This window comes from Chitinophaga eiseniae (assembly GCF_012641265.1).
In the GTDB taxonomy this organism is placed as follows: domain Bacteria; phylum Bacteroidota; class Bacteroidia; order Chitinophagales; family Chitinophagaceae; genus Chitinophaga; species Chitinophaga eiseniae_A.
In genome coordinates, this window is sequence record NZ_JABAHZ010000005.1 from 510,588 (window position 1) to 523,107 (window position 12,520).

A 12,520-nucleotide genomic window follows, 5' to 3' on the forward strand; every position below is an offset into this window, starting at 1 on the left:
CATGTGTACCACCCCGGCGTTCCAAACCGCCAAGACCACCAAGGCCTCGTCTTCAAATGGATATCGTTACTTTCCCTGCTTTGTCTTGTTACGGTTTTGCAGCTGGTGAAGTATTTTACTTAGTTTAACGGGATCGTTTACATATGGAGAAAGATCGAAGAGTTCCACTTTCCTGAAAGCTACAGGGTGACTTTCACTTTGCAGGGAGATAGATCCTCCTGTTAATAAACGGCCTTCCTGCAGTAACTCGGGTTTCGCGTGTGACACAGCGCCACCACCCACCTGGGGTTTATTATATACGATAACAGTATCTCCCTCTACGATATGTTTAATCACAGAATCGCGGAGTACCAGGGCTTCGATATGAACCCACTGATCGCCGTGATAGGTTTTGGAAGTAGAGCTGATGCAATGGTCTTTGATGAGTTTACCATTCATTACCACGTTGGTACCCGGTGTACAAAGATTACAGGTAGAGCGTGGATTGGTGCCATCGCCGCCCAACAGTTGTTCTTCCAGTGAGATGGGGAAGTCCTGGTCCTTCGTCATACTGGCGGCTGTTTGTCCGTGTAACATCACACCACTATTGCGGTAAGCCCATCCTGGTCCGCCTTTCACCTGGTCGCCGGTAAATTTATATTCTACTACCAACAGGTAGGCGGAGAAATTCTTTTTGTAGAAGATATGTCCAAATTGTCCGTTGAAATCATCGTAGTGATCATAGCTTACTTTCAGCATGCCACTGTCTACCCGGAAAGTATTACCAAAGTTATCATTCAAGTCATGTCCGGTTATTTTGACATCCCAGTTTTTCAGGTCTTTACCATTAAAGAGTTTCAGCCACTTATTGGGGGCTATTTCCTTCTGGGCGGCGCTTTGGAGACCAGCTAACAATAATAACGCGGTCAATGTTTTTTTCATATGTCCTTTTATTTAATGAGTTAAGATAAACGATCGGTTAGAGAAATACAAGATGAATAACAAGCGTTGGTTAAAATACTTGTTGGAAGGCATTTACAGCGCGTTGGGAATCATATAAAAAGCGATTTCCGATAGTATTGTAGCGAAGGGAAGAGTGTGTAAGAAAATACGCACCGTACCCAATGTGCCACAGGTCGAAAGATGCCCGGCATATATTTATCTCCCTAACAGTCAATTATTTATTAGCAGATAACAAATGTGCAGGGTTTTCGCTGGTAATTCCACAAACTGTATATATGAATGCCTTAAAACAAAAACATACTATTGCATCACCTCAGGGAGGAACCTTATATGATGGTTCCAACATCATCAACGTAACGCCGGAAGGCAGGATTGTATCTATTTTTACGGGAGCCTGGCTGGTAGGAAATGCCATTGCCAGGGTAGATAAAAAACCCGTGCAAAGTTTGCTGAAGTTGCTGGGCGCAGGTTACCTGCTTTACAGGGGCATCAGCGGCAACGACCTGATTAATGGGCTGCTGGGCAAGCGGAAAGCCGATAAGCATATTGGCGCGGTGAATATCCGGACTACCATTACGATCAACAACCCTAAGGAAGAAGTATATTACTTCTGGCGGCAGCTGAATAATTTGCCGGTATTTATGCGGCATTTGCAGTCGGTAGAAGAAAAAGATCCATTCCATTCACACTGGATCGTAAAAGGCCCTGGTGGCGTTGGCACGCTGGAATGGGATGCAGAAATAGTGAAAGAGGTACCGGGTCAACTGCTGGGCTGGCGTTCCTTACCCGGATCATCCATTGCCACAGCAGGCAGGGTTACTTTCCATGAAACCTATAATGGTGGTACTGAAGTAGACGTGATGATCACCTACCGGCCTCCTGCCGGATATGTGGGCTCCGGGCTGGCCTGGCTGCTAAATCCTGCTTTCGAAAATATGATTGTCGGGGATATCAAACGGTTCAAGAATTATATGGAAACCGGGGAAGTGCTCTCCTGAATTGATTCCCGAAAAAATGAAGCGGAGATAAAAGGGCTTACCTGTTTATCTCCGCTTCATTTTTTAACAGCTGCTGTTTATCGCAAAAATCTTTATGACAATGCTTCTTTCTTAAATCGGTTAAAAGCACCCTGGCTTTTATTAATCAGTTTTAGCACGCGTTGACGTACATCGTCCTGCAGTCCGGTAATTTCATGTTCAAAGACTTCCCTTAACTCAGATAAATCTTCTTTCTCCTGCCCGATTAAACCATTGATTTTATGACGCCAATCATCTGCGGTTGACTTAATTTTCTTGCGGGTTTTATCACCGCTATCCGGCGCTGTTAACATACCAATGACGATTCCGGTAGTTAATCCCGCTATAGCACCTGCTAAAAATTTTGTTGTAGACATAGTATTGGATTTTTATGGTTAAACAAATGAAACGCGTGCATGGTTCAAGGGGCACGCAAAGACGCTAAGAAGCAAAGCAGCAAAGAAAATAGTTAAGCATGAAAGGAGATTCTTTGCTACTTTGCTTCTCAGCGTCTTTGCGTGATAATTTTTTCCAAATATCAGGCCATTAATGGCACACCTTGCAGGCGCTGTTCTTAAGAAAATGTTATAGTATGAGAAGCGTAAAGAGAAGAAACCACCTGCCGAAAGAAGTGTGAAATAAGTTTTTAATAACGTAAAACATCGATGGAAACGCTATCCAGGACAATCTCAGAGTAGACATTGCCCCGGCAGGTGGATAAGATAAGCGTATTAGATAATGGAATTTATAAAAGTCAAACGGAGCAGTAAAATAATTACATTCTAGTATTTTTCAAACCTTTTTGAAAGAAATGAAATAATAAATTTTATTAAAAAGTAAATCCTCTCCGGAGATCAAATACCAGAGAGGATTTACGCTTTTCAGCGTCAATATTATATTTTAATCAAATATTCTTCGTTAGCCGTTTTTGCAGGGAAAATTGCCGTTATTCCCACTGCCTATTTTGCGTTGAGCATATCAGTAGTGAGCCGGTTGAAGTCGGCCTGAAACTGCTCATAGTGTTCGCCGGTACCCGGGCCTGAAAACCCGGTATGTACTTCCTGCACCTTACCTTTTTTGTTGATGAAGATGGTGGTCGGGAATCCTTTGATACCAGTGAGCTGTGGCAATGTTTTCTCTCCTTTTTCAGGATCTGCCGGTGTTACGCCGGTAACAAGCACCGGGTATTTTACATCGAAGCGTTTGAGGAAACCTTCCAGGCTTTTCTTTGATTTTTCAAAATCGGGGGTCCGCTCATAGGCGAGGCCCAGCACTTCTACGCCCCGGTCTTTATTCTTCTCGTACCATTTGCTCAGGAATCCGGTTTCATCCATACAGTTGGGGCACCAGGAGCCCATGAGGGTAATGATCACCACCTTATCCTTAAAGCGATCGTCTTTGAGGCTTATCTTATTACCGTTGAGGTCGGGGAAGCTGAAATCCAGCTGTTCATGACCCGGCTTCATGGTAGCGATGGTTTTTTCGTCTGGTAAACGGGCGGTGTCATTTTTTACAGCCGACCAGTATTCGAGGCCATCGCCGATCCCGGCATAGAAGCGGCCATTGGAGATGCTATCTTTTCCTACCTGTGCCGTAAAAAGGTAGGCATGGGAACCGTCGAAAGTAGAGAGGCGAAGGGTATCGCCATCCACTACGCCTTCCAGGAAGCGGTAGTCGCCGGTAGTTGTCAGGAAAGTACCCTGTACCAGGTTACCCACCTGTTTAAATTCGCCAATAGCGGTAGACGGCGCCTTATCCTTATCTTTCGGAGATACAAACTGCGTTGCCCAACGGCCGGTGACATTCGCTGCAGCGGGTTTGTTGACAGGGAACCGGTCGGCGTTGCCTGCCGTTGCGGTAAACGGAATGCTCACGTCTTTGTCGGCCAGGTGCCTGATCCATACCCCTTCCAATGCACTGTCGGAGTTGAGTTTTGCCTTAAACTCCGAATCAAAGAAAGGCATTTTGATAAACACCGAATCGCCCTGTTGTTTTACATCATCTACCAGCAGTTTATCCGTGGCGTTGAGCACGAACAATACCGGTTTACCGATGCTATCTCTTACATCAAAGTTGAATACGATATCTGCGCCGTCCTTACGGTGCAGTTTGGCCTGCCATACGCCATCAGACAGGTGTTTGGCGGTATTTCCATTGCAGGCGGCCAGTCCGATGCCCGCCAGGTAGATCCATAATTTCTTCATACGTTTACTTTTGTGAATAGTTCCTTTCTCCAAAGAGCAGGCTGCCAATACGTACCATCGTACTCCCTTCCTGCAGGGCGATGGGGTAATCGGCGCTCATGCCAATAGACAGTTCTTTAAAATACGTTTCGTGGTTAAAATAAGTGGTTTTAACTGATCCGAATAATTGGTGGAGCTGGTGGAACTCTTTATGGATCTGCGTTTCATTGGTAGTATTGGTGGCCATTCCCATCATACCGGAAATACGTACATGTGAAAAAGCTGCCGGGTTGGCCGCATAGGTTTGAAGCAGTTGCTGTAACTCCTGCTCATCCATACCAAATTTGGTTTCCTCTGCTGCGATATGCACCTGTAACAGGCAATGGATCACCCGCTGGTATTTAGCGGCCTGTTTGTTTATTTCCTGCAGCAGCTTCAAGCTGTCTACCGCATGGATAGTATGCACAAAAGGGGCGATATATTTCACTTTATTGGATTGCAGGTGACCAATAAAGTGCCATTCAATATCTGCCGGTAATACTGCCTGTTTTTCGGTTAATTCCTGTACATAGTTTTCTCCGAAGATTCTTTGCCCTGCTGCGTAAAAAGCCTCTACATCACTTACGGGTTTTGTTTTGGATACGGCCACCAGTTTTGCCTGGTATGGTGATAGCTGGGAAAGAACCTCCTGATACGCTTTTAAGTTAATAGCCATTTTGCAAAAGTAAGCAGAAAGCTGAAAGCATAAAGCAAAAAGCCATTAAAGCGAATGATCAGCGCAATAAATATTCAAATATTCGCTTATACAATTCGCTTTAATGGCTTTTTGCTTTATGCTTTCAGCTTTTAGCGCTTTTACGCGAGTATAGTACGGCTGATAACGATGCGTTGTACTTCCGAGGTACCCTCATAGATCTGGGTAATTTTGGCATCGCGCATGAGGCGTTCTACGTGGTATTCCTTTACGTAGCCATATCCTCCATGTACCTGCACGGCTTCTGTGGTTACCCACATGGCTGTTTCGGAAGAGAATACCTTGGCCATAGAGCTGCTGAGGGTATAGTCGAGGTGATGGTCTTTCTCCCAGGCAGCTTTCAGGCATAACAAGCGGGAAGCTTCAATGCGGGTGGCCATATCTGCCAGTTTAAACTGGATGGCCTGGTGCTGGGATATTTCCTTGCCAAATGCTTTTCTTTCCTTGGAGTATTTGAGCGCCAGTTCATAGGCGCCGCTGGCGATGCCCAGGGCCTGGGAAGCGATGCCGATACGGCCGCCGGCCAGGGTTTTCATGGCAAACTTAAATCCAAAGCCATCCTCCCCTATTCTATTCTCTTTGGGAACCTTTACATCCTGGAACATCACGCTATGCGTGTCGCTACCGCGGATACCCAGTTTATTTTCCTTCGCGCCGATAGTAACGCCAGGCATATTCTTTTCTACAATCAATGCGTTGATCCCTTTGCTGCCTTTTTCCGGGTGGGTTTGGGCCATTACCAGGTATACGCTGGCGGAGTTACCGTTGGTGATCCAGTTCTTGGTACCATTGAGCAGGTAGTGATCCCCTTTATCTTCTGCGGTAGTGCGCTGGGAAGTGGCGTCAGAACCGGCTTCCGGCTCGCTCAGCATAAAGGCCCCAATAATCTGACCGGAGGCCAGGGGGACCAGGTACTTTTGTTTTTGTTCTTCCGTGCCGAAAGTTTCCAGGCCCCAGCAAACAAGAGAGTTATTTACACTCATGACCACAGAGGAGGAAGCATCAACTTTGGAAATTTCTTCCATGGCCAATACATAAGAAATCGCATCCAGTCCCGCTCCCCCATATTTAGGGCTTACCATCATTCCCAGGAACCCCAGTTCTCCCAGTTTCTTAACCTGTTCGGCCGGGAACTTCTGGTGTTCATCTCTTTCTATTACACCGGGCAACAATTCGTTGATGGCAAAATCGCGAGCAGCCTTCTGTATCATCAGATGCTCTTCCGTCAATTGAAAATCCATGGTTATAATTTTATAGGTAATAGTGTCCAAATTATTTATAAATCAGCACCTAAAAAAATGACGCGATTAAAATTCAATGTTATCAATCATATTCGGGAAAATATTGAACAAATCGCTACAATACCTCTACTGTATTGGATTTGGTTCAGATATTATATACAACTTTTTTACCATTGCACTGTCCCCTGCTTTGGGCGTTCACATAAAATCCTGTAGCTTGCCTATAATGATCTTTTTATGAAGAATATTAAAATAATAGAAGTAAAATCAGAAATCGGAGCAGGAACCAGGGGCGCCAGTTTAGGTGTAGATGCGATCAAGATTGCGGCACTGGATTTCATGAGCAACTTTTTTGTGCACTTCCCCACCGAAGCAATTGAAACGGAGAATAAACTGTTATTTGAACCCATTGAATCGCCTTATGCCAAGCGGATCAAGGGCACTTTCAATATGTATGAGCGTATCAGCAAGAGTGTATGTGAAACGGTAAAAGCCAATTGGTTCCCGGTTTTGTTATCGGGCGATCACAGTACCGCAGGCGCCACTATTGCCGGTTTGAAGATGGCTCACCCCAAAGCCAAGCTGGGTGTGATCTGGATAGATGCCCATGCCGACCTGCATACGCCGTATACCACCCCGTCGGGCAATATGCATGGGATGCCGCTGGCCACCGCTATTGCAGAAGATAATATGGACTGCAAAGTGCATGATATCGATGAGAATACCGCCAAAATGTGGAATGCACTTAAAAACATCGGTAAAATAGCTCCCAAAGTACTTCCGGAAGATATTGTATTCATCTCCCTCAGAGATTTTGAGAAGGAAGAAGACCACCTGATCAAACAATATGGCATGAAAGTGATTACCACCAGCGAGGTACGCCGCAAGGGACCGGAAAACATTTCGCGGTCGGTATTCCGTTACCTGAGCGACTGCGAGTATATATATGTATCGTTTGATGTGGATAGCCTGGATGCTTCCATTTCCAAAGGAACCGGTACGCCGGTGAGTAATGGATTAAGGGAGCGGGAGGCAGAGGACCTGATTGCGAAATTCATGCAGCACCGCAAGATCTGTTGTTTTGAAATTACCGAGGTAAACCCTACCCTGGACCGTGAGAACCTGATGGCGGAGATAGCCTTTAATATCCTGCAACGTAGCGTAAACGTACTGATGATGAACTAGGGTTTTATTTTAAAGTAGGCGATCAACCAACCTGTAACCTCACTATAGCTGCGAATACCCTTGTCTTGCTTATTAGCTTTCAGATAGCGGTCATATGCCGCAGTAAAGAATTCATCGGCCTTGCCGGTATACGCTTCATAGAAGCGGATGATGGCCTTATGGTCGGCTTTCACACCGGGTACCGCCCGGCTCCAGATGCTTTTAGCCAGGGTGGTATCGTGATAGGCTAATTGCCGTACGCTGTACATAAACATATCGAAATGGGCAGCATAACGGAAATGGCTATCCGGAATACTGGTAGCCGCCAGGTATCCTACAAAATTGGCATCTTCTTCTGGTGCATATCCCAGCTGGTGGGCTATTTCATGGCAAATAATAAATGGCTGCAGTACGGCGGGTACCGTCGTATTTACCTGGGCCTCCCCCGTGAAAGGGTTCAGGTAACCAGTTACCCCGGTATAGTTCAGCCATTTACCGTACAAGGAAGGTTTAATGCTGGGCGCCTTGTATTGCAGGGCGGGCCAGGTATGGGCGGCTGCCGCATAAGCAGCTACTGCCCGCTGGAAAACCGGGGTTGCGGTGGTATCCGCCTTCATTATACCAATTGTGTCGCCGGTATTGGCTTTTTCGAGGTTAACCAGTTGAAGCAGGGTATCTGAAAGCTGGTAAAGCTGTTGTGTATTGTAATGGGTGGTCACAACGCCCGTATCGGCAGCGAGCGGGTTCCGCTCATAGTTGCCACCCCATAACACCAGGAAAAAAAGGTAGGCTTTTAACAGGAAATGAATGCCTTTCAGCACCAGCATACCGGTATCTTCCCAGGCGAGGCGTACGAGTTTATAACATAGTTTTAACAAATAAAATATTCCTCCAATAATCCAGGCAGTATATATTACATCGCCAATGCTGAATGGAACTATACCTGTTACATGTCTGAAAGCCAAGCTACTCCACTTATACCACCTATGGAAGTAGAAATCGTTAAAATGATTACTCCAGGCAAATAATATTTTTAACAACAGTATAGCCGTAAGTGTTAGTACAATACGGATGATTTTCTTTTTAATCCGGATTTTTGTTTCCATATAATGTGGCGGAACATGATAGATGAAATTCTACAAAAGCAGTTGAGTACGGCGCTCTCCGAGCAATTGAAGGTAAAAATACATATAAATGAGGCAAAAAGCGTTCATGGGGGCGATATTAATAAATCTTTTCGTATAGCCACCAACGAGGGATATTTTTTTGTGAAGATGAATGATGGCGCACGTTTTCCGGATATGTTTGCGCAGGAATACGCGGGTTTACTGGAGTTGCAGTCGGCTCGGGCGCTGGATACGCCGAAACCGCTGGGTTACGGGCGGGTGAATGGACAGGCTTACCTGTTGCTGGAGTTTTTAACAAAGGGGCCCGCGCTTAGCGGTTTCTGGGATGATTTTGCGGTATCGCTGGCCCGGCAGCACAAAGTAACGCAGCCTCACTTTGGTTATAACGGGCCTAATTATATTGGAAGTTTAAAGCAATACAATACGCCTTACAGCAGCTGGGCAGTGTTTTATGCGTTTAACCGGTTGTTGCCGCTTATCCGGATGGCGTATGACCAGCAGATTGCAGATAAGCAGATGGTACAGCAGGTGGAAACCTTATGCCGGCAGTTGCCGCATATATTTCCGCCAGAAGCGCCTGCTTTATTGCATGGGGATTTATGGTCAGGCAATTTTATGGTAGGCAGCAAGGGGAAAGTTTGTGTATTTGATCCGGCAGTATATTACGGGCATAGGGAGATGGATTTGGCTATGACCCGGCTTTTCGGCGGATTTGATACCCGTTTTTACTATGCTTACCAGGCAGCCTATCCATTATCGTCGGGCTGGCAACAACGGATAGGCATTTGCCAGTTATATCCTTTAATGGTGCATTTATTATTGTTTGGCGGTAATTATTACAACAGTATCCGGGAGATTTTGCAATCATATTGATGTGTCGCCGGGGAGTGTGTCGATAAAGTCGCGCATTTTATGATATTCTTCTTCCACCAGCGGGTAGTATTTATCCAGGTCTTCCTTGATTTCGGTAAATAGCTGGGTGATTTCGGTGCTGTATGCTTCCTGGTTGAAGCGGAGTTGATTTTCCAGCTCCTGCATTTTGGCGTTGATCCAGGTGAGGCCCACCATGGCGAAGTTGGGCTTCAGTTTATGCACCTGAAATTTCATTTGTTCCCAGTCGCGGTGGTCGACCAGTACGTCAATTTTTCTGATTTCATCGCGGATAGTTCTGATAAAGATTTCGAACAAGTCGGCGGCATAGGAAATGTTACCCTCATAGAGATCTGTGAGATACTTTACGTCCAAATCGCTATTAAACTCAAACCCACTTAGGTGCTGCACTTCTTCCATTATTAGTTCTGTTTCGTCTTCGTTGAGATATTTATTAAAAATCTGCAATAGCTGGTCTGGCGTGTACGGTTTTGTGAGAATGTCGGTTATTCCTGCTTCTCTGGCCATTGTAGCGGTGCTTTCCATGGCTACGGCGGTGGTGGCAATAACGGGAGTAGCCACATTGGGTTGTTGTTCGTCCAGTCTGATTTTTTGCGCCAGTTCCAGTCCGTTCATCCCCGGGATACGGATGTCCATGAGGATAAGGTCGTATTGCCTGGAGTCCAGAAAATAGGTAGCATCGGGCCCGTTGGTAGCGAGCTGATAGTTGATTTTATATTTTTCGAGCAGGCTCATGATATATCGGAGGTTCATTTGATTATCCTCTACGACGAGTACCCGGGCATGTTCGAAGGATCTTTGCAAGAGCTTTCTGCTTAGTTTTCCGGCGTTGGTGGTGAGGGGGCGCCGGCTATCCATAAAGGGGATATTGAAACTGAAGCAGGTATTAAAACCGGGCAGTTCTTCCACGGCGATAGTACCTCCCTGGAATTCCACCAGTTGTTTAGCGATGGCGAGGCCCAGGCCGGTGCCGCCATATTTTTCGCGGATATCTCCTTCTGCCTGTTTATAGTTTTTAAAGATCAGTTCCAATTTATCTTTCCGGATGCCGATGCCGGTATCTGCCACGCGGAACCGTATCCAGAGTTTGTTATCCAGCCAACTTTCCTGGGTGGCTTTGATAGCAATTTCACCTTCATTGGTAAACTTCTCTGCATTTCCTAACAAATTGAGTAGTATTTGGTTCAGTAGCACGTTGTCGCCGATGAGCCAGGTATTGAGGCTGGCCTCCAGTTCGGCGGTGATTTTCACGGGTCGGCGGCCCAGTTTTAGTTCGAAAGTATGGCGGAGGGATTGAATCAGTTCGCGGAGGTTGAATTCGCGTTGGTTGACTTGTATTTCCCCGGCTTCTATCCGTGAAATATCGAGAATATCACTGACGATGCCCAGCAGTATGCCGGAAGAGTGTTTAAGTATGTTAACGTATTCTTTCTGTTGTGGGTCCAGCTGGGTTTCTTCCAGGAGGTGGGCCATACCGATGATGGCGTTGAGCGGTGTCCTGATTTCGTGGCTCATGCTGGCGAGGAAGTCTTTCTGTGCATGGCGGGCCTCGTCGGCCTGTTTGCGGGCTTCCTCGAGATCGGTTTGCAGTTTCTTTTGCCCGGTAATGTCCATATGGATGCCTGCTCCTCCGGTAATACGGCCGTTGTGGTCGTAGATATTCGTGGAGCTGGCCAATATCCACCGGTGGGAGCCGTCTTTCAGCTTTATTTCCATGTCGTACACCAGGGGAACGTTTTCCTCCAGGCGTTTTCTGCGGAGGGCCCTGGCGAAGGCGCGGTTTTGTTCCGGCACGAAGACATCTGTAATATTTTTACCGATCAGTTCATTTTCCTGGTAGCCGGAAAGGCGACAGAAGCTTTCGTATACGCGGGTAATATTGCCTTTGACGTCGGTTTCGCACATGGCAGCGTTGAGGTTATTGAGGATGACCCTGAATTTTTCCTCATTGCGCCGGATGGCTTCCTGCGTATGATGGCGGCGGGTGACGTCGATGGCCTGCCAGATGCTTCCGCTGAAGCCGTGGCCATTGAATACGGGGAGATAGGTGATTTCCCATATCTGTCCGTTACGGAAGGGGACTTCCCAGCCAAACCAGGGCTTTTTATCCCGGCGGAGGGACTTCATCTTTGCTTCCAGTGGGACGTTTTCGTCGACCATGGGCTTAAAGAACCGGATGAGATCGGTATAAGTCCGGTTGATGGGAGATTCCTTTCCCATGTATTGTGCAAAGATGTCGTTTATCCAAATGCAGCGGAATTTTTCATTGGTTACCAGGATGCCGGCATTGGTACTATTAAGCCAGGCGGTAATGGGCAGAGAAAAGATGTCCGGTGCGCCGTTTGCTGGCATGCCGGTGTGCTCAGAAGCAATTGTTTTCTTACTCTTTCTTCCAGTGGCCTTCATCTATTGATGGAATAGGGGACTACGGGTTTTCAATAATTGTTGAATTGCGAAAAACAGGTATAAGATAAAGGTGAATTCCGTACCTTTGCGCCTCACGCCCGATGTCACAACATCAATATGGCTGATATTTTATGATATAAATATATATATAAATAAGATATCGTTAGTGAACAAATTTATGAAATTTTTGCAATTGCAAATATTTAATTACCTTTGCATCCCTCTAAAAGTGAGGATATTGATATGAAACCACTCCGCGAATTTGATATTGCCTTTGTCGGATTAAATCCGGGGGTTCATTCATTTCAGTATGCTATCGGAGATAGTTTCTTTGATAATTTCGAAGAGCCGAAGGATTTCAGCAATTGTGCGGTGACTGTCAACCTCTTATTAGACAAAAAGAGCAATTTCTTTTTGTTGAAATTTGAGATTGGCGGGAAGGTAACTGTTACATGTGACCGTTGTGGCGAGCCCTTTGAAATGCAGCTTTGGGATGATTTTAACCAGGTAGTAAAGCTGGTAGAGCATCCGGAACAGCTGGCAAACGATGAAGAGGATCCGGAAGTTTCGTATATATTGAAAACAGAAAGCCATTTAAATGTGGCAGAATATATCTACGAATTCATCCATTTGAGCATTCCAATGCAGCGGATCCATCCCGACAATGCCGATGGCAAGAGTGGATGTAATCCGAAGGCGATTGAAATGCTGGAGCAAATGAACCAGCAGGCAAAAGAAAATGATAACCCAATCTGGAAAGGGTTGGATAAATTTAAGGACAATTAAAAATTAAATA

At 46.0% G+C, this 12,520-nt stretch carries 11 protein-coding genes; 4 read left to right on the forward strand and 7 right to left on the reverse strand.

Annotated features, from left to right (window positions below):
• Window positions 1-66: 66 nt before the first annotated feature.
• Window positions 67-921 carry a DUF1080 domain-containing protein gene (locus HGH91_RS22050; protein WP_168740951.1) on the reverse strand — a complete coding sequence of 285 codons (855 nt, stop codon included), beginning with the start codon at window positions 919-921 and terminating at the stop codon, window positions 67-69.
• Window positions 922-1,217: 296 nt separating this feature from the next.
• Between HGH91_RS22050 and HGH91_RS22055 the strand changes: the two genes are divergently transcribed.
• Window positions 1,218-1,940: an SRPBCC family protein gene (locus HGH91_RS22055; protein WP_168740952.1), complete on the forward strand. Its 723-nt coding sequence runs from the start codon at window positions 1,218-1,220 to the stop codon at window positions 1,938-1,940.
• A 92-nt stretch (window positions 1,941-2,032) separates the two neighbouring features.
• Here the strand turns inward: HGH91_RS22055 and HGH91_RS22060 are convergent, their stop codons facing one another.
• The 4 genes from HGH91_RS22060 to HGH91_RS22075 all read right to left on the reverse strand — a co-directional run bounded on the left by HGH91_RS22060 (window position 2,033) and on the right by HGH91_RS22075 (window position 6,136).
• Complete coding sequence (locus HGH91_RS22060) at window positions 2,033-2,335, reverse strand: YtxH domain-containing protein (RefSeq protein ID WP_145672803.1); 303 nt, start codon at window positions 2,333-2,335, stop codon at window positions 2,033-2,035.
• 582 nt (window positions 2,336-2,917) lie between these two features.
• Entirely contained in the window at window positions 2,918-4,162 is a 1,245-nt protein-coding gene (locus HGH91_RS22065) for a peroxiredoxin family protein (RefSeq protein WP_168740953.1), read from the reverse strand.
• A 4-nt stretch (window positions 4,163-4,166) separates the two neighbouring features.
• Window positions 4,167-4,856, reverse strand: coding sequence for a YggS family pyridoxal phosphate-dependent enzyme (locus tag HGH91_RS22070; RefSeq protein ID WP_168740954.1), 690 nt, complete (start codon window positions 4,854-4,856; stop codon window positions 4,167-4,169).
• A gap of 140 nt (window positions 4,857-4,996) precedes the next feature.
• Entirely contained in the window at window positions 4,997-6,136 is a 1,140-nt protein-coding gene (locus HGH91_RS22075) for an acyl-CoA dehydrogenase (protein ID WP_168740955.1), read from the reverse strand.
• A 237-nt stretch (window positions 6,137-6,373) separates the two neighbouring features.
• On the opposite strand from HGH91_RS22075, the gene HGH91_RS22080 reads away from it, so the two are divergent.
• Window positions 6,374-7,321 (forward strand): arginase, encoded by a 948-nt coding sequence (locus HGH91_RS22080; RefSeq protein ID WP_145672811.1) that lies wholly within the window; start codon window positions 6,374-6,376, stop codon window positions 7,319-7,321.
• On the opposite strand, the gene HGH91_RS22085 is transcribed toward HGH91_RS22080, so the two are convergent.
• Window positions 7,318-8,406, reverse strand: a complete 1,089-nt coding sequence (locus HGH91_RS22085) for a DUF3810 domain-containing protein (protein WP_168740956.1) — start codon at window positions 8,404-8,406, stop codon at window positions 7,318-7,320. The genes HGH91_RS22080 and HGH91_RS22085 overlap by 4 nt on opposite strands.
• 15 nt (window positions 8,407-8,421) lie before the next feature.
• Between HGH91_RS22085 and HGH91_RS22090 the strand changes: the two genes are divergently transcribed.
• A complete protein-coding gene (locus HGH91_RS22090) occupies window positions 8,422-9,300 on the forward strand; it encodes a fructosamine kinase family protein (RefSeq protein ID WP_168740957.1) in 879 nt (292 codons plus the stop codon).
• Here HGH91_RS22090 and HGH91_RS22095 read toward each other — a convergent pair.
• Window positions 9,292-11,724, reverse strand: coding sequence for a PAS domain S-box protein (locus HGH91_RS22095; protein ID WP_168740958.1), 2,433 nt, complete (start codon window positions 11,722-11,724; stop codon window positions 9,292-9,294). The genes HGH91_RS22090 and HGH91_RS22095 overlap by 9 nt on opposite strands.
• Window positions 11,725-11,967: 243 nt before the next feature.
• On the opposite strand from HGH91_RS22095, the gene HGH91_RS22100 reads away from it, so the two are divergent.
• On the forward strand, window positions 11,968-12,510 hold the full coding sequence (locus HGH91_RS22100) for a YceD family protein (protein WP_168740959.1): 543 nt from the start codon (window positions 11,968-11,970) through the stop codon (window positions 12,508-12,510).
• Window positions 12,511-12,520 lie beyond the last annotated feature (10 nt).